The organism is Arthrobacter sp. MMS24-S77 (assembly GCF_054888235.1).
Window position 1 is genome coordinate 1,093,197 of sequence record NZ_JBTZRN010000001.1, and the last position, 21,313, is coordinate 1,114,509.

A 21,313-nucleotide genomic window follows, 5' to 3' on the forward strand; every position below is an offset into this window, starting at 1 on the left:
GGGTGGAAACTTTTGGCGAAACGACGACGACGGCGGCACCCCCGGTTGCCGAACTGCACCTGCACATCGAGGGGACTCTTCAGCCCGAGCTGATTTTCGCTCTCGCGGAGCGTAACGGGATTGGGCTTCCGTACGCGGATTTGGACGAGCTACGTGCGCGGTATGAGTTCACGGATCTGCAATCGTTCCTGGATTTGTACTACGCCAACATGGCCGTATTGCGCACGGAGCAGGACTTCGCGGACATGACCAGGGCATATTTGGCCCGGGCCGCAGCCGGTGGCGTGCGGCACGTTGAGATCATGATGGATCCGCAGGCGCACATTTCGCGCGGAGTGGCCTTGGAGACATGCGTGACCGGCGTGGCGTCCGCACTCGCGACGTCGGTGGAGGACTTCGGCGTCTCGACGCTCCTGATTGCCGCCTTCCTGAGGGACATGTCCGAGGAGTCTGCGCTGGAGGTCCTGGAACAGCTTCTTGCCATGAAGGCGCCGATTGCGGGCATTGGCCTGGATTCAGCCGAAGTGGGCAATCCGCCGTCGAAGTTCGAACGACTTTACCGCCGCGCGGCGGAGGCCGGGCTACGACGGATCGCCCACGCCGGCGAGGAAGGGCCTGCCTCGTATGTGTACGAGGCGCTCGATCTGCTCGGCGCCGAGAGGATCGACCACGGCATCCGGTGCATGGAAGACCCCGCCCTCGTGGAGAGGTTGGTGGCCGGGCAAGTTCCGCTGACCGTGTGCCCGTTGTCCAATGTGCGCCTTCGTGCGGTGGACACCCTGGCAGATCACCCCCTGCCTGCGATGTTGGCCGCAGGGCTCAATGTCAGCGTGAATTCGGATGACCCCGCGTACTTTGGCGGCTACGTGGACGACAACTTCGAGCAGCTCGTCGCAGCGCACGGGTTGTCTATCGGTGACCGGGCGCGCCTGGCCGCGAACTCGGTGCGTTCATCGTTCGCGGACGCGGCACGGAAGGCTGAGTTGTTAGCTGAGATTTCGGCGTGGGAGAAGGCCGCAGGGGAGTAGAGGGCAGGCTCCCGGCTCCTCCGCGGCTTCCTCAACTTGCCATGTCGATGTAAGTTCCGTAGCCGTGCCGGACTGCGGCATCGAACAATAGACGGCCGATAACGAGGTCCTGCATGCCAATGCCCACGGAATTGAACAGGGTGATGTCCCCGATGTTGCTGCGTCCCGCAAGCCGCCCGGCGATGACGGCTCCGAGTTCTCCCCGGACATCCCCGATCGACATGGCGCCTTCCTTGACCGCCAACATCAGGTCACCGGATTTTTCAACGGCTGTTGCCATGTTGTCCACGAAGACGCTAGAGCGGCTCATGCCGGCGGAGTCGATTTCGCGGTGGTTCGGGCGGGGGCGGGCTCCTACCGCGTTGATGTGGAGCCCGGGCCGGAACCATTCGCCGCGGACCACCGGCTCCACGGAAGGGGTCAAGGTACAGAGCACATCGGCTGCCTCCACCACCTCCCGGATGCTCGACGCCGCGATGACCCGAACAGCATGGTGGGCAATTTTGGCCCGGAAGGCCTCCGCCGTGGCAGGGGTGCGGGACCAAACAATGACCGTGTCGATCGGGAGGACGTGGAGCATGGCCTCGACATGGGCGACCGCCAAGGCGCCGGCACCGATGAGACCGAGTGTGGAACTTGTCGGACGGGCAAGGTGCTTGCTTGCCACGGCGCTCGCGGCCGCGGTCCGCACGCGTGTGGGCACGCGGCCGTCGAGCAAGGCCAGGGTCTCACCGGTGCGTTGGTCAACCAACAGGGTGCTCGAACGCTGGGTCGGCAAGCCGGCGTCCCCGTTCCCGGGGATGTCGGAAAGGAGTTTTACGGCCGCCAGTGATTGGGCATCCGCCAGTCCGGACATCAGCACGAAGCGGGCGTCGGAGCCTGGCAGACGGAGGGATGTGGGTCCGGGTTGGTGGGCGGACCCGCATACGATGTCACCGAAGCCCTGCTCGACGGCCGCGATGGTCGCTTGCATATCTGCCAATGATTCGAGGACGGAGGCGGTGAGGATGAGTGTCATGGGTACCTCTTCTAGTTGACGTTTAAGGATCAGGAGGCCAGTCGTTCGCGCCTTGTCGGCTTCCATCCGGGCCTGGGTACGGCCGCACGCAGGGAGCGCGTGTAGGGATGAGTCGGATGTGCGAGTAGCTCGGATGTCCTGCCCGCGTCGACCACCCGGCCCTGCTCCATCACAATCATTCGGTCTGAAATCTGATTGACCACCGCAAGGTCGTGGGAGATGAAGAGGTAGCTCACTTGGCGCTCCGCGCGAATATCACTCAGGAGATTGAGGATTTGCGCCTGGATTGAAACATCGAGGGCTGCGACTGCTTCATCGAGCACGATCACTCCGGGGTTGGCGGCGAGGGCCCGCGCAATGGCGACCCGTTGCCGCTGCCCGCCTGAGAGCTGATGCGGAAACTTGGCGAAGAAGGGTTCTCCAAGGCCTACACTCTGCAGGATCCCAAGCGCCGCATGCCGAAGCTCCCGTTTCCCGGGGTGCCCTGACGAATGCAGACCGACATTGCTTTCTATGATGTCGCCGATGCGCTGACGACCGTTGAGGGACGAGTATGGATCTTGGAAGACGTACTGGACATCGCTGGCCCAGCGGCGACGGTCCTGGACTCGGCGCGCCCCGCGGGCACGCGACTCGCCACGGACGCTAAGTTGCCCTTCGGTCAGGGATTCGAGTCCGACGAGCATTCGGGCCACCGTGGTCTTTCCCGAACCGGACTCTCCGACGATCGCGAGGCATTCGTCGGGATACAGTTCGAAGGAGACGTCGTCGACGGCGATGACCGGATCCCTCCCCGAGCCCTTCGAGACAAATACCTTTCGGAGATTCCGTGCGATGACGATGGCTTCTTGATCTGTCATGCTCTCGCCTTCAATTCTTCGTGCAATTGTCGGTTGTAGTTCAGCACCGGGAGCCGGTCGAAGCGCTCCTCGATGCTTGGGCGGGCGCCGAGCAACTCGACCGTATAAGGATGGGTAGGAGCGTCGTACACGTGCGCGCCCTGCTCTACGATTTCACCCGCATACATCACAGCGAGCCGATCACAGCATGCCGCGGCCAGCTCCAGATCGTGGGTGATGAAGAGGAACGCGAGCCCGCGGGCCCGGCGTTGCTCGTCGAGGATCGCCATGACGTCTGATTGTGCTGTCACGTCGAGGGCGGTGGTCGGTTCGTCGGCCAGGATCAGGCGTGGTTCGGCGAGAAGCACGCTTGCGATCATGACTCTCTGGAGCAAACCGCCGGACAACTCGTGAGGGTACTGGCTCAGTCGACGCTCGGGGTGCCGGACTCCCACTTCGTCAAGAAGCACGATCGCGCGTCGCTCGGCCTCCTCGCGAGACAGGCTCCGATTTCGAACGAGGGCTTCTGTGAGGAAGTCCCCAACTGTGTGGATTGGATTAACATGTGCCCTCGGATCCTGGAAGATCATTCCGATGTCGTCCGCCCGGAATCTGCGCAGTCGCTGGGGGTTCATCCCGAGTACGGACTCGCCGTCGAACAGGATCTCACCGGTAACGCTGAAGACGGGGTCGAGCATCCGGATGATTGCCTTCGTGGTGAGCGACTTCCCGGACCCTGACTCGCCCACGAGCCCGAGCGATTCGCCGCTGCCGATCTCGAAGGAGACTCCATTCAGGAGGGTCCGCTTGCCCGCAGTCGTGTCCAGGGTCGCCCGAACGCCGGCGAGCCGGAGGAGTGGTCCTGTCATCGCTTGCTCCTTGCTTGGGAAGTGAGCCTGTCGCCGAGCACAGTCACGCACCAGACAATCAGGACAATGAGTGATCCTGCCGCGATTGCCTCGCCCGGGCGTCCGCGGAGAACTGCGTCAAATCCGCTCTTGACCATGAGGCCGAGATCGGCGGAGGGTGGCTGGACACCCAGCCCGAGGAAGGAGGTCGCAGCGAGGTCGATGACTGCGAAGCCGAGAGAGGAAACCGCCTGGGCGATCACCATGGGCTGCACATTCGGCAGGATCTGCCTCAATGCGATTCCTGGCCCGGACTGACCCTGTAGCCAGGCGGCTGAAACGTATGGCATGTTTCGTTCGCGAAGGGCGGCCCCGCGTACGACTCTCGCGACGTAGGGGACGTAGGCGATGGCCAAGCCCGAAACGACCGTGAAGAGGCTGGGCCCGAAGATTGCCACCGCGATGAGGGCGAAGACAATACCAGGGACGGAGAAAAGGACGTCGAGTACCCAACTGATTGCAGTGTCAACCCAGCCGCCGTGCCAGGACGCAACGAGAGCCAGGACAGTACCTGCGAGGGTCGAAAGGAGGATGACCAGGCCGGGCCCGGCGAGGGTGACCCTTGCGCCCCAGATCAGCCGCGACAGGATGTCGCGGCCGAGCGTGTCCGCGCCAAGCAGGTGGGTTGAGCTCGGGCCGCTGAGCGATGAGAAGAGATCCGGGCGGTCCGGATCGTATGGCGCAGTCAGGGGCGCGAACACGGTGACGAGTACGATCACCCCGAGCAGCACGAGGGCGAGGAGGCCAACGGGCCCCAAGCGGTCCGCGGTCGCTCGAACCAGGCCCGGGCTGCCGCGGAGTTTGCCGGTCCAGCGCGCGGTGACAGTCTTTGTGGCGACTTGCGTCATTGTTTGCTCCCCAGTGCGATTCGCGGGTCAATGAGTGTGTAGAGGAAATCGACGATCGCGTTGACCACCACGAAGGCGACCACGAGGACGAGGATCACTGCCTGCACGACCGCGAAGTCGCGCTGCAGTATGGCCCGTACCAAGAGCGAGCCAAGACCATCAAGGGCAAACACGTTTTCGATCACCACCGCCCCGGCGATCAGTGTCGCCACGGTAAGGCCCATGACGGTCGTGATCGGGATAAGGGCGTTCCGCAAGACGTGCCGACGGACCACCACAGCCCCGCCGAGTCCGCGAACGATTGCCGTCTGCACGTGCTCCCGCTCTCGCTCCTCGTTCACGGAGGCCCGCGTGATCCGCGCGAGGTAGGCAGCGCTTGAAAGCGTGAGCGCCGTAGCCGGAAGGAGCAAGTGCCAGAGGGTGTCAAGCCCGCCCGTCCCGGCGCCGTTCGTGGGGAACCATCCGAACAAGACCGCGAAGACGCTGATCAGTGCCACCCCGACGACGAAGACCGGCGTCGAGAGCCCGATCGTTGAGACTGTTGAGATGACCTGGTCTGCCCAGCCGCCCTTGAGCGCGGCAAGCGTCCCCAGGCTGACTCCGACAACCGCGATCATGAGCGCCGCGAGGGCGACTAGTCCGAGCGTGGTGGGGATCCGGCCTGTGATGAGGTCCGAAACGTCTTGCCGGTAGACGATTGAGTGCCCGAGGTTGCCTTGGACGATGTCTCCAAGCCAGCGGACGTACCGCAGCAGGAATGGGTCATCGAAATGGTACTGCGCGGTTACCTGTGCGATCTGTTCCGGAGTGCCGCCGCGTGGACCGAGAACGAAGGACAAGGGGCTACCAGGTGCGAGGTACAGCAGACCGAAGACGATGAAGGAGGTGACGAGGAGAACAAGCAAGAGCCCGCCTGTCCTTCGCAAGAGGAAGGAGGAAGTCGACATCGTGGCTACTTCACTCCGCCGATAGTGGCTGCCCAGGGGAAGTAGAGGTACCCGATGGAGGCCGTCGCGCCGGAGATGTGCTTGCTCTGGACGAGCGTTGTGGGCTCGTAGGTGAGCGGGAGCCACGCCGCGTCGCGGGTGACGAGCTCTTGGGCCTGCACCGTGATCTTGGCCCGCTCAGCGTTGTCGAGTGTTCCGATGGCTTTGTTCACGAGGGCATCGGCCGCGGTGTAGTTGTTGAAGTTGTTGGGGTCGCCCTTGCGGAACACCTGGTAGATGTCGATCGGGTCGGAGTAGTTGCCGTACCAGGTGGTGAAGAACCCGTCGAGGCCCTTGCGCGCCGCGGGGTCGCGGTAGAGATTACCGAACTGTTCGACAGGAATGACTTTCGTCTCGACCTTGAGCCCGATTGAGGCGGCCGCCGCCTGGATGAGGTTGGCGGTCTGCTCATGCACCGCCGAGCTGCTCTGCACGCCCAGGACGATCGGTTTCGTGATGGGACCCACAGCGGTGACTAGCTTCTTGGCCGCTTCGATGTCCGGGGCGGTGCTGAACTTGTCGGCGGCCTGCTTGAAGGTGTCCTTTTCGTTCGCCCAGTAGTCGGGTCCGGCGAGGGTCGCGGCCGGAATCGCCGCGCCTTGGAAGACTACGTCGGCGATGGCTTTCCGGTCGATCACTGAGAGAATCGCCTGGCGCACGCGAGGGTCCGCGAAGGGGCCGTCCTCGGAGGCGCCGGCCAGCGCAAAGAACACGAGCGACTTGCCGTAGGTGGTGGTGACCTTGTCATTGTTGGCGAGCTGGGAGAGGCCCGTCGGCGGGAGGTAGAAGAACTGCCCGTCCACATCGCCGCTGCGGAGCGCGTTGATCGCCGTGGACTCGTCAGCGATGAAGCTGAAGGAGACCCGCTCGGCGTGGGGCATGAGCTGAGCATTCCAATAATTCGGGTTCTTCTTCAGCTCGATCGACTTGCCAGCCTGCCACGCATCGAGCGAGAACGGGCCCGTGCACTGGATGCCGCCCTTAGGAGTGCCGAAATCGGCCCCTGCTGCCTCGACCGCGCTCCGCTTGACGATCGCTCCGGCGGCGCTCGCCATGGCCTGCCCGAATCGTGCGTCGGGCGACTTCAGCTTCACTGTGACCTCACGGTCCCCGGTCACTCCTACCGAGCTCACGTTCGAGAAATAGAAGCCGAAGTACGACGTCGACGACGAGCCGACCTGACGCTGGATCGAGAACGCGACGTCGTCGGCAGTGAGGGGGCTGCCGTCCCAGAACTTCACTCCCGCGCGGATCTTATAGATGACCGTTGTGTCGTTAGGGGTCGTGACGCTCTCCGCGAGTCCCGGTTCGGTAGAGAGATCGGGCTTCATCCGCACCAGGCTCTCGCACATGTTCGCAATGACCGTGTTCTCGGCATAGTTAAAGGAGTGCATGGGGTCGAGCGACATTGGTTCATATGGCAGGTTCCACTTGACCTTGTCCACCGGCTCGGTCCCTGGGGTTGTGGTGGTTGCGAGGTTGTTGAGGTCGGCCTTGAGGGCTTGAACGCCGTTATTTGTGCCGCCGCTTCCCCCTGAGCAGGCGCTAAGAATCAAGGCAGCGGCAACGAGGGACGCTGCCCCCGCGAGGGACTTGGGTTTGGACACTGGAACTCCTTTGTACTGTGTCAGATTTTGTACTGTGTCAGATGGGGCTGTGATGGGTGGGGCACTCCGGGAAGGGAGGGGCTAAGGGTGGCTTATCGCGAGTAGTTGGCGGACGTCCCGTCCGTTGCGAATCACGTGGCTGGGTGTGGGGCGGTCGACGACGAGCTGCGCGATCGATTCTGCTCGGAATTCGAGACGTGTCTCCGCGGAGTTGCCCGTCCAAGAAGCCAGTTCGGGGATGCCTAGCATGCGGCCGCCTTCCGTGGAGGCGATCTGGTAGCAGCGCTCGAGCTCCTTGTCGGTCGAGGCGCCCGTGCGGTATGCGAGCAAGTGCGCTCTGTCGACCATGCTGCCTGTCCCGAAAGGGGTCCAGGCATCCCGCACTCCGTCCGATCCGGCGGCAACCTGGACGCCGTGCTTGGCGAGCAGATCGAGGTCCGGCACGGGGTCGCTGCCTAGCGCACATGTGGTGATCCACAGTTCCGCTTCGGCCACCCGGTCAAGCGTGGAGCGCAGCGTCGGCTGCCAGGAATCCGCAAGGGCGAACGCGTGGCTGACCGTGACCCGTCCCTGCATCCCGGCAGCTTTGGTTCGCCGTGCAATCTCCCGGATCTGGGCGAGGCCTGGCTCGCCGTCGTCGTGCAAATGGATGTCCACGTCACAGCCTCTGCGCTCCGCGAGGCCGAAAACAGCGGCGAGGTGCCCGTCGATGTCTCCTTCGAGGCCCAGGGGATCGATGCCGCCAACCAGATCTGCGCCTGCATCGAGAGCCGCAGCCATGGCTTCGAAGGTGCCGGGGTTCGTGAGCAAACCAAATTGGGGAAGGCCACGATCTGCACGGTCAGGTCCGGTGCTAGTCGATCAGCGGCTGCCCGAACACCTTCGACGTTTGACGTTCCGAGTTCGCTTGAAACGTCAACGTGGGCCCGTAGGGCGAGCGTGCCGCTCTGGAGCGCCTTGTTGAGGAGCGCGAACGCACGCTCTTCGACGTTTCGCATATAGCTGCGTTGCGTGGCCAGATCGTTGGCGATGAACTCAGCAAGGGTTTTGGCCGCTCGCCTCGACAGCCACGGTCCACCCCAGCTCGATTTGTCGGGATGAATGTGCGCGTCAACAAGGCCCGGCGCCGCAAGGGTATCCGCCCCTTGCTCAATGTTGTTCCTGCTCAATTCCTTGGCTCCTTTGTTCGAGTCGGCCGGCTGGCGTGGCTGCTCCGGATGAAATCGGATGACTGGCGCTGGGCTGATGAATCATCCCGTTCTTGTATACCAAAGTGAGAATAGGGCAATTTTCCTGAGATGTAAATCACTTTGTTTCGAGCCGCGTGTCAGCCGAACGCTGCATGGTTTGAGTCCAGTCGAGGCGTTGTCACCCTGAAAACAAGAGGAATGATAGATACAATCAACGCGCCGCGTTAGCTGGCGAGCCGCCAGCGCTGCGGGTCATGAAGCGCGGCCCAAACAGTTTTGGTATACCAATGACAGGATTTGGTCAGCGAGCCGCATCATTTTCAGGCGCAGTGATGCGGGCGGCTCCAGCCGCACCGGGATCGGCGGGCGCATCACCCTTTGATGCTCTTCCGAGGACCATTGAGGATACTCCAACCGTTTGCTACTGTCCGGTACCCGAGACCTCTCCATCACTTGTTGCTGTTTGGGCGTAATAGTGGGTCACGACACACGGTGTTTACCCAGAACAGTCGCCAGAATTTACAGAACATTGGCAGACTGCTGAAGGAATGTTCGCCGTTGAAGGAGACCCAGTGGCCAAGTCCACCGTCGAAAAAAGCAGTGCCCGTCTCAAGACCGTCCTGGACGTCTTGGCTGAGGGAACGTGGTCCGAGAAGTCGTTGAATGCCGGCGAGATCCTGGCAGAGGCGATTGTCCGAGTCCCGCTGGATGAGCGTGAGAGTGAGCTGCTCAGTGGAGGCATTCCGCGCGGCCATAAGAGCCTGACGACGGAGACCGCGAAGCTGGTCAAGGCCGGCTGGCTCGTCAAGGGCCGTTCGGGCTGGACCATCACCGACGACGGCCTGCGTGCCACGGTCGCTTTCGCCAAGCCGGACGAGTTCGTCACGGCGCTGACTGAGGGCATCCCCGTCCCGGCAGATACTCCGCTTCCCACAGCCCCCGTCAAGAAGACCGCTGCCAAGAAGGCTCCCGCAGTGGAAAAGGCACCTGCTGCCAAAGCCGCAGCAACGAAGGCCCCTGCCGCCAAGGCAGCGCCCAAGAAAGCTGCCGCACCCAAAGCAACTGCCGCCGTCGAGAAGCTCGAGCAGCCGTCCGCCGTCGCGATCGCTGGTGACTTCAACACGATTCTCGGCGCGCCGGAGGACTGGGCCCCGCAGTACGACGAGGTGCAGATGAAGTTCAACGCCCGTCGCAAGGTCTGGACCCTCGCCGCGACGCTGCCTGCCGGTTTCTACACGTACAAGATCGCACTGAACCGCTCGTGGGACGAGAACTACGGCGCGTTCGGCGCGCGTGACGGTGCCAACCACGAGCTGAAGCACGACGGCGGCAAGGTCACCTTCACGTACGACCACGCCACGCGGGACATCGTCACGGCATAGCCGTTCCGCCAAGTTTTCTCCAAGTCCACATGTGGACTTGGAGAAAACTTGGAGTTGCTCTGCCTTGCCCAAATTTTGCGCCGCCTACCACCTGTCACCCTCCACCTCTCGTTTCGGAACGCCACGGGGCGTGCCGTTTGACTGGACAAGCCGCATGCCCGTGCGTAATCCTCCTGGTGCATTTACTTACACGTTGGGGGATACGCATGACTGAATGGATTACGGCGTTTTGCAGCTTGTTTGCGCTGATCGCGGCTGCGTGGGCGGCCTTGACGGCGGCACGTGTTCACAAAATTGAGCGGGACCGAGACCTGAAAGCCGACGAAGAAAAGCTCAAGGCCCAAGCGGGCAAGGTAGCAGCGTGGAGCGCGTCCCACGTCGGTTCGGATGGGGGCGTGTTGGCCTACGGGGTAGTGGTGAACAATGGTTCCACCACGCCGATTTTTGACGTTGTCCTAGAAGCGCAGGACGTTCCGGGCAAACTCCGGCCATTGAATCTCCGGCTTTTGCCGCCCGGGCAGTACTTTGTGGAGTCACACAAGGACCGCAGTGGTTGGGCTTTGGCCGATCACACGAGCGCCTTGGCCGGTTTCACCCGGCCAATCACGCGCAAGGAGAACTGGTGCGTAACGCGTCTGGCTTTCCGTGACGCCCAGAACAACGTGTGGTCCCGGACTAATGCGGGATTGTTGGAAAGAGCGGGCCAGCCCGGAATCTAGGAGTCCTCGGTGCCGGATCCGTTGATGGCTGCACGAGCGTCTGCAACCTTGCACAGGGAACAAAGCGCCCTGGCTCCGAGGTTAGGGTATGTCAAGAGGGACCCAACCAAGGAGCTAACGATGACCGATGTCACCATCCGCCACAACGTTGACCGCGAGCGCTTTGAGGTGCTCGTTGGCGGCCGCGTGATCGGCAAGGCCGTGTACAAAACGTATGACGACGGCGGGTCCCCGCAGCGGATTTTCTATCACACCGTGATCAACGAGGAGTATGGCGGACAAGGGCTTGCTGGGCGGCTCGCCGAAGTGGCTCTCAAGGAAACGGTGGGCGAGGGACTGCGCATTGTGCCGGTGTGTCCTTTTATCAAGAAGTTCCTCACCAAGCACCCGGAATATGCGGCGGACGCCACTGCTCCGACGCCCGCGCACCTGGAGTACCTCAGCGCGGCTCTCGCTCCGGCTGCTAGGGCCTAGTGGCTCCTGCGGCTAGGGCCTAGCGACGCGCCCGGGAGCGCCGTCGTCCGCTCCTAGGCGTACATTAGCGAGCCCGGCGTGGTGAGAACCTCACCGGTCTCCAGCCAGGTCTTCAGGCCGGAGAGGATCATCGGCCAACCGCCGTAGATCTGGTCGTTGCCGCCTTCGCGCAGATCGCTGTGGGTGACGGTCAGGTGGCAGGAATCGCCCACCGGTTCGATCTCCCAGGTGATGCGCGAGGTGCCCTCGGCTTTGACGTCCTCGCCCCAGAGTGCGCGCATGGTCTGGACGAGCCGGCGCGGGGGATCGACCTCCAGGTTTTCGCCTTCGCCCAGGACCATTCCGTTGGCCTTGGGGTTGTGCATCTCGTAGTGGCCGCCGGGTGTCCAGTCCGCGGTATGGGTGTTGCCGAACTGGTACTTGCTGCGGATGTCGCTGTCCGTAATGGCTTCCCAAAGCCGTTCCGGAGTGGTCTTGATGTAGATTTCGAAGATCTTTTCCACGGGACTTTCCAATCTGGTTTTGAGGTCGCTCAACGCAGCGGCCCATGGTTCTGCATATTTGCTCACCCAGCGGTCGTGGACGAGCCTGATGGGTACCGGATTCAGGAAATGGAGCTTTTCGCGACCACGACGGCGGGTCACAACCAGCCCGGCCTCCTCAAGGATCTTGAGGTGCTTCATGATCCCGAAACGGGTCATATCGAACCGTCCTTCAAGCGCGCTCAGTGTTTGCCCGTCCTCGCGGAAGAGCTCATCGAGCAGGTCCCTGCGGGTGGGGTCGGAGAGTGCCTTGAAGACGGCGTCCATGGATTCAGAATAGGTGACCATTTAGTCACATGTCAACGGTTTCATGGCCCAACTCCGCGGGTTTATGTCCGGGTGGGTCTGAAGTGGTGGTTGCGTCTGGGTGTTTGGCGGGGATCGACGTGGGGTGGGGGTTTGAACCATGCGGTGCCGGTTTCCATGGTGATGGTCCAGTGTTCTTTGTGGATGACGTGGTGGTGGTGGCTGCACAATAAGGTGCCGTTGTCGGTTCCGGTGGTGCCGCCGTGGGACCAGTAGGTGATGTGGTGGGCTTCGCACCAGGGTGCGGGGATGGTGCAGTCGGGGAAGGCGCAGCCTTGGTCGCGGGCGGTGATGGCTTTGCGGATGTGGGGCGGGAAGACCCTGGTGGTGCGGCCGATGTCCAGGACGCGGCTGTCGCTGCCGAGCAGGACGGGGATGATGTCCGCGTCGCAGGCGATCTTGCGGATGACCGAGGGGTGGATCGGACCCTGGAACGTGGAGGCAGCGGTGCTCGGACGAGGATTCGCGGTAGTGGGGGCGTGGTGTTCGACGCGGTCCAGCAGGTCTCGGTAGTCGATGGTCACCATCACCTGCGGCCGGAGGCCACCCGTGGCGGGCAGTTCACCGGTGGACAGGGCCATTCCGCAGGCGCCGATGAGCCCGTCGAGCAGCTTCTGCGCCCGCGAGCGGCGATCCAGGGAGGGGTGAGCGCCGCCGCCGCCGTCGTCAGCAGGGTCGGCGCCGTGCGTGTCGTGCTGGAGACGGGGGTTGGTGGCGGTGTTCATGACGGTGGCGAGGGTTTCGAATTGTTCCGCGGTGGCGAAGATTTCCAGGTGATGCAGGCCGCGGCGGGGTTTGCGGATGAACGCACCCTGGCGGTGGCGCAGTTCCTCCTCGCCGGGTTCGGCTCCGTCCTGGTCGATCGCGTCGACCCAGCGCTTGGCCATCCGGGACACGAAATCGGGATCGCTCTCAATTGCGGTTCGGGTGAGGGAATGTTCCATCCGCAGGACCGTGTCCTTATCGGCGATGTGCCGTACCTGATCCAGGGCGACGCTGATCACCGTGGCCGAACGGGACGGCACGCCCGCCGAGGACAGGGCCGCGGCGAGGACTTCGTGGCGTACAGGTAGGTCTTGTCCGGCGATTCCGGTCTGCGGGAGTACTCCGGCGGCCAGGGTCAGCCGGCGCCGGGCTTCGCCGATGCCGATCCGCAGCCTGGCCCGCAGGAATTCGGCCGCGTTCCGGTACCCGTCGTCGACCGCGCCGGCTGCTTCCGTAGCGCTGGCGGCAGGAGCCGGGGCCGGGACGGCGGGGGCCTCCGGAACGTCCGGGCCGGATGCCGTTGCCGCGGGCTCGGCTGGCGTGGACTCGGTCCAGCCCGTCCTCCACCCCGGCCCCGCGGACGGCTGCCGTGCGGCCTGGGCTTCGCTGCGCGTCCGTTCCACGGCCTGGGCCGCGACGAGCTGCAGAAACTCCACCGTCCGGGAGATCTCTTCGACCGTGCCGGCGAAATCCGCGGCATCGGGGAAATCGAACGAGCGGGCGTCGGCGACGGCGGTTGAGCGCAGCGCATCCATGGCCGCCACCGCCTGATCAAGGCCACCCGCGGGGGACGGCGCGGCGGCCGGGTTTCGGAGCTGGGCAGGGTTTTGGAACTGGAAAGGGCTTTGGAACTGGGCATGCCGGGCAGGAACGGGCTTCAGGCGGCGGGAAAGACGTCCCAGCGCCGCAATCCCGCCAGCGGGCGGGGCTGCCCAAGGTGCCACGAGTTGACCGATGCCTTCCATGAATAAACCCTGTCACGAGGCTCTGACATTTAAGGCCCTCGCGCCGCCAATCGACGTCGAGGCATTGGACTTCGTAGCGTCTCAGCGAAGAGCACAGTGAAAGGACGCAATGAAATCCAACGAACTGCTGCTGGATGCCTTCGGCCGGATCCGTGACACAGTGGCCGCAACGCTTGAGGGGGTGGACGACGAGTCTTTAGTCCGCAGGCCCTCAGGGAGCGGAAACTCGATCGCGTGGCTGATCTGGCACCTCAGCAGGGTGGAGGACTTTCAGCTCGCCTCCGCTGCCGGCGTGGAACAGGTCTGGACTTCGCAGGAGTTTGCCGGCCGCTTCAAGCTGCCGCTGCCCGAACGCGACACCGGTTACGGCCACACGAGCGACAAAGTCAACGTGGTGCAGGCCCCTCCGGAGCTGTTGCTCGAATACTACGCCGCCGTCCACCGGCAGACGGTGGCGTTCCTGGAAACTCTCGGCGATGGGGACCTCGATCGCATCGTCGACACCCGCTGGGACCCGCCCGTCACTCTCGGCGTGCGATTGGTCAGCACGATTGCGGATTGCCTTCAGCATGTGGGGCAGGCGGCGTACGCCAAGGGGCTGAAGCCCGCGAACGGCTAGGGCCGCTCGGGCTCCTCGCCGTTCGCCGGCTCCTCGCCGTTCTCGGGGTCCTCGCCGTTCGCTACTGCCTCAATCCAGTCGACCGCTTCGTCCGGGAAATAAAACCCCGCGGGCCCGTTCTGGCTAGCCCACCATGTATCGGAAGTGGCCGGCCCGCCGGCCTGGGTGATCTCTGTAACCAGGTCATGGGGAACCGCGTCGCCATTGTTCTCGATCAGCCACTTCTGGGTGGAGGGCTTCAGCTTCGGCCACCAGTGCTCGATACTCATGGCCGAAGTCTGCCATGCGGGGCAGCCCGCCAGGAAGGGCGCCCGTCAGGAAGGGCGCCTGGTCAGGGAGCGCGTACCGGAGTCAGGCGACCTTCCGTGCCTTGAAGACCAGCCCGACGACGGCTGCCAGCGCGAGCGCGGAGAGGACAGTCGCGGACCAGAACCCGGCCCTCCCGCCGGTCAGGAAGTCGCCGGGGATGGCGAAGGCCGCGTAGGTCGAAGCCACGATGGCCAGGCCCACGGCGCCGCCGAGTTGCTGCATTGTCTGGAAAAGCCCGGAGGCGGACCCTGCGTGCTCGGGTTCGACGTTGCGTAGCGCGAGCGTCGTGAGCGGCATGAACGTCATTCCAGCGGAGACTCCTGTACCGAGAAGGGCAAGCACAACAAGAGCGAACGGAGTGTCCGCGTTCAGCTGCGTGAGCGGCAGGAAGGCGACGACGCGAAGGGCGGTTCCGAAGATGACGAGCGGGACCGCCCCGAAGCGCTCGAGTAGCCGCGGGACGATCCGCGACATCGCGAAGATGCTCAGCGGCATCGGCAGGAACGCCAGGCCTGTCACCATGGGCGTGAGGTGTAGATCGTCTTCGAGGTACTGGACCATGAGGAAGAACATCGCCAGCATCCCGCCGTAGGTGGCCGCCATCGCCGCCAGCGCCGCTACTCGGCTCGGGCTGCGTAGCAGCTGCGGTCGGAGCAACGGGTGGGCCACCCTCCGCTCGGTGATGGCAAGCACTGCGATCAGAGCGGCGCCGACCACGAGGCCGCCGATGGTCCGCGGGCTGGACCAGCCGACGTCGCCCGCTTGGATGAGACCCCACACGATGGCGACGGCGCCGCCCGTCGCGGTCACCGCTCCGAGGATGTCGAAACGGCCGGGCCTCCGGGGAGTTTCGGCGACGAGGCGCGGCACTGCAATGAGGACCACGACGCCGATCGGCACGTTAATAAAGAGGGTCCACCGCCAGCTGGTGGTATCGGTGAGCAAGCCGCCGAGGATGAGCCCGAGCGCGCCACCCATTGAGGCGATCGCGGAGAACAATGCGAGCGCTCGGTTCCGCGCGCCGTCGTCCCGTGCGCTCGTGGTGATGAGCGCGAGCACGCTTGGCGCGGCGAACGCGGCACCGAGACCTTGCAGTGCGCGCGCGATGACGAGGAGAAGGGGCGAGGTGGCCAGGCCGCCGAGCAGTGAGAAGAGCGTGAAGGCTGCGACGCCCACCAGGAAGGTGCGGCGACGGCCGAAGACGTCTCCGATCCGTCCGCCGAGCAGCAGGAGGCCGCCAAAGGCAACGGCGTAGCCGTTCAAGACCCAGCTGAGTTCGGCCCGGTCGAAGTGGAGATCGGTGGCGATGTGTGGGAGCGCAACGTTCACGACCGTCGCGTCGAGGACAAGCATGAGTTGGGCCAGCATGACCAGCCAGAGGCCGATGCTGCCGGCGCGGCCGCGCGGACCACCGCTTACCCGGGCGATCCCGGCGGGTGCGCGTGTGGCGATTGTGGGTGTCATGAGATTGTGTCCTGTTCTAGCCGAGGGGCTGACGTACACTAAGAGGAGAGATGCTCCGCTTAGAACTATACGGAGACACTCTCCGGTTTGCAACTGTTTTATTTTGGCTGTTTTTGGAAGGGCTGGTTTCTGTGCGCGCTGACGCTCAACGCAACCGCGATCGGATCGTGGAGGTTGCGCGCGCCCTCTTCCGCGTCAAAGGCTTCGAGGCTGTTTCGATGGATGAAATTGCCAAGGCGGCCGAGGTTGGCCCCGGCACGCTCTACAGGCATTTCCCGACCAAAGAGTCCCTGTACGACGCGGTCCTGGAGGCATGGGCAGAAAAGGTCAACGCCGCCGTCGAACGGGCGCTTGCCCTTGACGCCCCCGCACGGGAGCAGCTGGTGACTTGGTTGACTGACTATGCCGCGATGCTGACAGAGCACAAGGGTGCGGCCGCCCGGATCACCGCCGCAATGGGCGACGCAGGGTCCCCGTTTGCGGCGAAGTGCCAGACCTACCTCGGCGCCAACCAGCGCATGATTGACGCATTGGACTCTGCCTTGCGCCCGGGGGTCGAAGCAATGCAAATCAGTCGGCTGGTTGGCGGCGTGGCCGCCGTCGTTGACAACAGCGAGCTTCCCGCTGATGCGGCAGCCTCGATGCTCGCGATCGTCGCGGACGGACTGCTCGCTTCCTGACTGCACTGCTCGCTTCCTGACGCTCCGGCACTGGCGCGGCGCTGAGTACTGCCACATCTGGGCTGTACTCCAAGTGCAAACCATCACTTACTCGCAAACTCGTTAACTAAGTCCAGTAGGAATCACTCACGGCTGCCCGGAAACGGCTCCGTAGCATCCAAAGTGAGCCGAAAAGAGGCTCACTGCCATTGCTTCTGGAAGCAATGTGCGGCAGTACCAACCCGTCTGGGTCCTGACCCTGCCGAGGATGCACATCATGAAAACTGCAAAACTCATGGCCCTCGCATGTCTTCTTCTTGCTGGGACAGCCACATCGCTCTCCGCCGCGAACGCCGCACCCATGGAGGCGTCGGGCATCGTTTTGGGCAACGACATATCCTGGCCCCAATGCGGCGGCGGACTTCCTGCCGGGCAGGCGTTCGGGATCGTCGGTGTGAACGGCGGGCGGCCGGACAATGCAAACCCCTGCCTGGCCGAGCAGCTTCAGTGGGCTGCCGGTTCGACGGGCGGGACAAGCCAACCCCCGGCCGCGTTGTATGTCAATACCGCCAATCCCGTGGAATCTGGGTCCGCGTGGTGGCCGGCATCCAACGTGGTCGGGGGTGCGGACGTTGCCAATCCTTACGGGCTCTGCAACGGGAGCGCAACCGCGGCCTGCGCTTACATCTACGGTTACGTCATGGCCTATAACGACGTGAACTATAGCGGTGTCAGCGACCCTGCCAAGCGCTTGTGGTGGCTGGACGTGGAGACGGGGAACGCCTGGTCCTGGGACCAAGTTGCCAACGAGGCGGACCTCGAAGGCATGACCGCGTACCTGCAAAGCATCGGCGCCCAGGTGGGCATATATTCCACCTCGTACCAGTTCGGAATCATTACCGGTCAGCTTTTGCCAGGCAGCAGGCTGAACGGCTTGAAGAGCTGGCTTGCAGGCGCAACGTCAACCGAGACGGCAGTGGAACTCTGCTCTGCTCCTCCGCTGACGGCCGGTGGTGTGGTCGCACTCACCCAATTCACCACGGACTTCGACTACAACTACTCCTGCATTCCGCCCGCGCCGCCACCGCCCCCGCCACCTGCTCCGGTAGTGGCCCCGCCGAAGCCTCCCGTCCCGACTTTGACTACAGACGCGAGCGGAAAGCGGAAGCCGCTGCGGCTGCAGCCACAGGGCTGATGCGGCTCCAGTGACGCCCGTGTTGCGTCGCGTTTCGTAACCCGAGGCAACCATGGACCAGACTTAGGGGCGTGACCAACAAACCCCGCCCCGGCCTAGCGATCGCTGCGCTCAGTCTAGGGACAGCTTTGAATCCGCTGAACTCGTCGATGATCGCGGTGGCGCTGGTGGTGCTGCGCGAGGACTTCGCGCTCGACGTCGCCACGGTCACCTGGGTGATCACGTCCTTCTACCTCGCCTCGGCCGCGGGCCAGCCGCTCATGGGCAGGCTCGCCGACCGTTTCGGTCCGCGGAGATTGTTTACTTTCGGCATGGCGGTGGTGGCCATTGCCTGTGCGCTCGCGCCGTTCTCACCGAACTTCGCGCTGGTCTGCGTGGCCCGGGCGCTCATGGCGGTGGGGACCGCGACGGCGTACCCGTGCGCCGTCGTCATGGTCTCGGCACTTAGCCGGCAGGCGAACATCAGCTCTACCCGCCCTTTGGGGCGCATCCAGATGGCGAACACGTCGGCGGCTGCGGTGGGGCCCGTTGTCGGCGGCCTTCTGGTGAGCCTCGTCGGCTGGCAGGCGCTGTTCGCGATCAACGTGCCGATCTCGCTTCTTGCCCTGATTGTGGTGTGGCGGGTGGCGCCGCCCGACGTCGGACGCGAGAGCGGCAAGCTCTCCGTCCTCCTGCGCGATTCGGACATTCCAGGCATCCTGGCTTTCATCGCCTCGCTCACGCTGGCGATGATGGCCCTGCTCAACGTGATGCCGGCCTACCGCTGGTGGTTCATCGCCGTCGCGCTGGTCCTGGCGGGGATGTTTGCGTGGCGCGAGTTGCGGTTCAGCCCGCCGTTCCTGGACTTGCGGCTGCTCGGCCGGAACCGGCCGCTGCTGCTGTTGTACTTGGGGTTCGCGGTGTTCAGCGCGGTCTACTACTTTGCGTTTTTCGGCCTTCCGCAGTTGCTGCAGCAGGCTGGAAAGTACGACGCCGGCGTGGTCGGCCTGCTGATGCTGCCCCTGGCTGCCATGTCAGTTTTCATGACGCCAGTTACGGTGCGGTTCATTGAGCGGTTCGGCGTGCGTTCCGTGATGATCACCGGCGTCGTGCTTTTGGCACTGGCGGCGGGTGCGCTGGGGCTCCTGACTTTGTCTTTCTGGCCGCCGCTGGTGCTGGTGCTCACGGCGCTCATGGGTGTGCCGTATGGCGTGGTCAGCACGGCTTCGAACCAGGGCCTGTACGTATCCGCGCGGCCGGAGGACAGGGGAGTGGCTGCCGGGATCTTCCAGACCTGCCGCTACCTCGGGGCGATCACGGCGACGGTGCTTATTGGCGTGCTCTATGGGTCCGGCGTGAACCAGCCGAATTGGGGGCTCATGGTGTTGGTCATGCTCGGTCTGAGCGTGGTGGTGTTCGCGTTGGCGGTGGCATGGCGGAAGCCGGGGGCAGTGGGTTAGCAAACCTTATTGACACCCCCATGGGGCGGGAATAATCTCGGCTTTACGAGGTTCGTGGTCTCGTTGTGAGTGTTTTCGGCGCTGCCTCTGGGGGAGCTCCGCTAGTCGAATGAACTAGCGAGGAGAGTCCTCAATGTCTTGGGAAATGTCCGGAAAATATGTAGCCAACTGTAGTTGCGCTTTGATCTGTCCGTGCCCGGTGGACGGCAGGCCCAACAGTACGAACGGCGAGTGCCGTGGTGTTGCTGTGTTCCATGTTGCGGCCGGGAAGCTCGATGACACCGATCTTTCGGGTGTCGACTTCGCCTTCGTCAACTTCTTCCCGTCTAACCTCACCGCGGGCGGTTGGAAGATTGGAGTCGTCCTAGATGAAGGCGCATCGGACGGGCAGGCGACCGCCCTCGAAAGCATCCTGCATGGCGAGGTTGGCGGCCCGTTCGGGGACCTGGCGGCGTTGTACGGCGAATGGCTGGGCGTAGAGAGAGCCAAGGTCACCTTCTCGGATGGCGAAGGCCCGTCCGGCACAGTGGGAGACCGTGTGAACTTCACCCTTGAGACGCTGCCCGGACCGGGTGGCGGTGTCACCACCGTCAAGAACGCCATGTACGCCTTCGCTGCCGACTACATGATCGGCAAGGCGCCCGGGCACTCGGATCTCTTCGGCCTGGACTTCGACGGGATCTACGGCGAGAGCGGGGAATTCGCCTACGCAAGCGAGATGGCCGAAGGCGCCCCCAAGGGCCGGGTATGACTGCCGGGCACGTGCCGCGCAGAAGGTTGATCCCGGGAACTGTGGCGGGCTCCACCGCGCGCGCCACAGTTTTCCGTGTTGATCTGCGCGAGGCCAGCTTGGTTGCGGTGCTGCTGGTCCTCGCAGCGGTGAGCTGGATCGTTTCGGCCGTGCAAATGTCCGGGATGGACATGGGGCGTTGGACAGACCCGGGGCCCCTGGGCTTCTTCTTGACCACCTGGGTTGTGATGCTGGCGGCGATGATGTTTCCGTCGGTGGCGCCCATGGTGGTTGCTTACGCCCGGATCACCGAGCACCGCCGCGAAACCGGACGTTACGCTCCATCGGGGTCTACGGCCGTGTTCGTTGCCGGCTACCTGATCTCGTGGACCATCTTCGGCCTCGCCGCCTACGCGCTCTACACAGGGGTGGCGGCGATCGTCCCCGGTTTGTTTTCGTCGGATCCAGGAGGCCGCTACCTGGCTGCGGGGGTGATCTTTGCGGCGGCTGTCTACCAGCTCACGCCGGCCAAGAACGTGTCACTCATGAAATGCCGTACGCCCATGGACTTCATCCTGCGCCGCATCCGCTACGGGCCCATCGGTGCGCTGCGCCTTGGACTCGAGCACGGTGCATGGTGCGTCGCCTGCTGTTGGGCGTTGATGGTGGCACTCTTCGCGCTCGGCGTGATGAGCGTCGGTTGGATGGCTGTGGTCGGGGCGTTCATTGCGCTCGAGAAGATGCTCCCGTGGAAACGGTTCGCTAACCGCTCAGTAGCGGTGGCGCTGGGTCTGATCGCGGTGGCCGTCGCCTTCGCGCCGGGGATGGTGCTTGGAGTTGGGATGTAAGTGCGGGGGAGAAAAATGGGACGGTCTCAATCACTAAGGAGTCGGAGATGGCTGGCAGTAAACTGATCGAGCGCTTTTACAAAGAAATCCTCGAGGGTGGGAATCTCGATCTCATTGATGAGTTGGCAGCGGACGACCTCGTCGATCACGAACAGGCTCTTCCTGGGCAACCGCCCGGCAAGGAGGGCGCCCGGTTCTTCGTCAACGCCATCCGAGCGGCGTTCCCGGATATCAAGGTCAAGACGATCGAGCCGGCGCTGGCTGATGGAAACCTGGAGGCGTGCTACGTGGTTCTCACCGGCACTCATACTGGGGAAATGGCCGGCATGGCAGCAACGGGCAAAAGCGTCGAATTCGACAGCACCGACATTATTCGCGTCGAGGACGGCAAAGTGGCTGAGCATTGGGGAACCACGAACAACCTAAGCCTCATGCAGCAGATCGGCGTCGTACCCCAGTAGCGATTCCCCATA

22 protein-coding genes are annotated in these 21,313 nt (G+C 63.7%); 11 read left to right on the forward strand and 11 right to left on the reverse strand.

Annotated features, from left to right (window positions below):
• Window positions 1-2 precede the first annotated feature (2 nt).
• Window positions 3-1,028 (forward strand): adenosine deaminase, encoded by a 1,026-nt coding sequence (locus ACX5I4_RS05030; RefSeq protein ID WP_461835694.1) that lies wholly within the window; start codon window positions 3-5, stop codon window positions 1,026-1,028.
• 31 nt (window positions 1,029-1,059) lie between these two features.
• Here ACX5I4_RS05030 and ACX5I4_RS05035 read toward each other — a convergent pair whose 3' ends face one another.
• The 7 genes from ACX5I4_RS05035 to ACX5I4_RS05065 form a co-directional block, all read right to left on the reverse strand.
• Entirely contained in the window at window positions 1,060-2,046 is a 987-nt protein-coding gene (locus ACX5I4_RS05035; protein WP_461835695.1) for an ornithine cyclodeaminase family protein, read from the reverse strand.
• A 29-nt stretch (window positions 2,047-2,075) separates the two neighbouring features.
• The gene (locus tag ACX5I4_RS05040) at window positions 2,076-2,906 is read right to left on the reverse strand and encodes an ATP-binding cassette domain-containing protein (protein WP_461835696.1); all 831 of its coding nucleotides are present in this window, start codon (window positions 2,904-2,906) and stop codon (window positions 2,076-2,078) included.
• A complete protein-coding gene (locus ACX5I4_RS05045) occupies window positions 2,903-3,754 on the reverse strand; it encodes an ABC transporter ATP-binding protein (protein WP_461835697.1) in 852 nt (283 codons plus the stop codon). Before ACX5I4_RS05045 ends, ACX5I4_RS05040 begins: the two co-directional genes overlap by 4 nt.
• On the reverse strand, window positions 3,751-4,641 hold the full coding sequence (locus ACX5I4_RS05050) for an ABC transporter permease (protein WP_461835698.1): 891 nt from the start codon (window positions 4,639-4,641) through the stop codon (window positions 3,751-3,753). Before ACX5I4_RS05050 ends, ACX5I4_RS05045 begins: the two co-directional genes overlap by 4 nt.
• The gene (locus tag ACX5I4_RS05055) at window positions 4,638-5,588 is read right to left on the reverse strand and encodes an ABC transporter permease (protein WP_461835699.1); all 951 of its coding nucleotides are present in this window, start codon (window positions 5,586-5,588) and stop codon (window positions 4,638-4,640) included. Before ACX5I4_RS05055 ends, ACX5I4_RS05050 begins: the two co-directional genes overlap by 4 nt.
• Before the next feature lie 5 nt (window positions 5,589-5,593).
• Window positions 5,594-7,234, reverse strand: coding sequence for an ABC transporter substrate-binding protein (locus tag ACX5I4_RS05060; RefSeq protein ID WP_461835700.1), 1,641 nt, complete (start codon window positions 7,232-7,234; stop codon window positions 5,594-5,596).
• Between the two features lie 81 nt (window positions 7,235-7,315).
• Entirely contained in the window at window positions 7,316-8,014 is a 699-nt protein-coding gene (locus ACX5I4_RS05065; protein WP_461835701.1) for an amidohydrolase family protein, read from the reverse strand.
• A 982-nt stretch (window positions 8,015-8,996) separates the two neighbouring features.
• Between ACX5I4_RS05065 and ACX5I4_RS05070 the strand changes: the two genes are divergently transcribed.
• The 3 genes from ACX5I4_RS05070 (at window position 8,997) to ACX5I4_RS05080 (ending at window position 10,999) form a co-directional block, all read left to right on the forward strand.
• Window positions 8,997-9,806: a pullulanase X25 domain-containing protein gene (locus tag ACX5I4_RS05070; protein ID WP_461835702.1), complete on the forward strand. Its 810-nt coding sequence runs from the start codon at window positions 8,997-8,999 to the stop codon at window positions 9,804-9,806.
• Window positions 9,807-10,012: 206 nt separating this feature from the next.
• Window positions 10,013-10,525 (forward strand): hypothetical protein, encoded by a 513-nt coding sequence (locus tag ACX5I4_RS05075; protein ID WP_461835703.1) that lies wholly within the window; start codon window positions 10,013-10,015, stop codon window positions 10,523-10,525.
• Window positions 10,526-10,645: 120 nt separating this feature from the next.
• A complete protein-coding gene (locus ACX5I4_RS05080; RefSeq protein ID WP_461835704.1) occupies window positions 10,646-10,999 on the forward strand; it encodes a GNAT family N-acetyltransferase in 354 nt (117 codons plus the stop codon).
• A gap of 53 nt (window positions 11,000-11,052) precedes the next feature.
• Here ACX5I4_RS05080 and ACX5I4_RS05085 read toward each other — a convergent pair whose 3' ends face one another.
• Window positions 11,053-11,808: an ArsR/SmtB family transcription factor gene (locus ACX5I4_RS05085; RefSeq protein WP_461838652.1), complete on the reverse strand. Its 756-nt coding sequence runs from the start codon at window positions 11,806-11,808 to the stop codon at window positions 11,053-11,055.
• A 62-nt stretch (window positions 11,809-11,870) separates the two neighbouring features.
• Window positions 11,871-13,577 (reverse strand): HNH endonuclease signature motif containing protein, encoded by a 1,707-nt coding sequence (locus tag ACX5I4_RS05090; RefSeq protein ID WP_461835705.1) that lies wholly within the window; start codon window positions 13,575-13,577, stop codon window positions 11,871-11,873.
• A 109-nt stretch (window positions 13,578-13,686) separates the two neighbouring features.
• On the opposite strand from ACX5I4_RS05090, the gene ACX5I4_RS05095 reads away from it, so the two are divergent.
• Window positions 13,687-14,196, forward strand: a complete 510-nt coding sequence (locus ACX5I4_RS05095) for a mycothiol transferase (RefSeq protein ID WP_461835706.1) — start codon at window positions 13,687-13,689, stop codon at window positions 14,194-14,196.
• Here ACX5I4_RS05095 and ACX5I4_RS05100 read toward each other — a convergent pair.
• Complete coding sequence (locus ACX5I4_RS05100) at window positions 14,193-14,465, reverse strand: hypothetical protein (RefSeq protein ID WP_461835707.1); 273 nt, start codon at window positions 14,463-14,465, stop codon at window positions 14,193-14,195. The two genes, ACX5I4_RS05095 and ACX5I4_RS05100, sit on opposite strands and share 4 nt — an antisense overlap.
• Before the next feature lie 82 nt (window positions 14,466-14,547).
• A complete protein-coding gene (locus tag ACX5I4_RS05105) occupies window positions 14,548-15,969 on the reverse strand; it encodes an MFS transporter (RefSeq protein WP_461835708.1) in 1,422 nt (473 codons plus the stop codon).
• A 131-nt stretch (window positions 15,970-16,100) separates the two neighbouring features.
• Here ACX5I4_RS05105 and ACX5I4_RS05110 point away from each other — a divergent pair, with 131 nt between their 5' ends.
• From ACX5I4_RS05110 to ACX5I4_RS05135, 6 genes are all read left to right on the forward strand, one after another.
• A complete protein-coding gene (locus tag ACX5I4_RS05110; protein ID WP_461835709.1) occupies window positions 16,101-16,649 on the forward strand; it encodes a TetR/AcrR family transcriptional regulator in 549 nt (182 codons plus the stop codon).
• 256 nt (window positions 16,650-16,905) lie between these two features.
• On the forward strand, window positions 16,906-17,823 hold the full coding sequence (locus tag ACX5I4_RS05115) for a hypothetical protein (protein WP_461835710.1): 918 nt from the start codon (window positions 16,906-16,908) through the stop codon (window positions 17,821-17,823).
• 71 nt (window positions 17,824-17,894) lie between these two features.
• Window positions 17,895-19,262: an MFS transporter gene (locus tag ACX5I4_RS05120; protein ID WP_461835711.1), complete on the forward strand. Its 1,368-nt coding sequence runs from the start codon at window positions 17,895-17,897 to the stop codon at window positions 19,260-19,262.
• A gap of 145 nt (window positions 19,263-19,407) precedes the next feature.
• Window positions 19,408-20,013 carry a DUF1326 domain-containing protein gene (locus ACX5I4_RS05125; protein ID WP_461838653.1) on the forward strand — a complete coding sequence of 202 codons (606 nt, stop codon included), beginning with the start codon at window positions 19,408-19,410 and terminating at the stop codon, window positions 20,011-20,013.
• Complete coding sequence (locus ACX5I4_RS05130) at window positions 20,010-20,840, forward strand: DUF2182 domain-containing protein (RefSeq protein WP_461835712.1); 831 nt, start codon at window positions 20,010-20,012, stop codon at window positions 20,838-20,840. Before ACX5I4_RS05125 ends, ACX5I4_RS05130 begins: the two co-directional genes overlap by 4 nt.
• 47 nt (window positions 20,841-20,887) lie before the next feature.
• A complete protein-coding gene (locus ACX5I4_RS05135; RefSeq protein ID WP_461835713.1) occupies window positions 20,888-21,301 on the forward strand; it encodes an ester cyclase in 414 nt (137 codons plus the stop codon).
• Window positions 21,302-21,313: the final 12 nt, after the last annotated feature.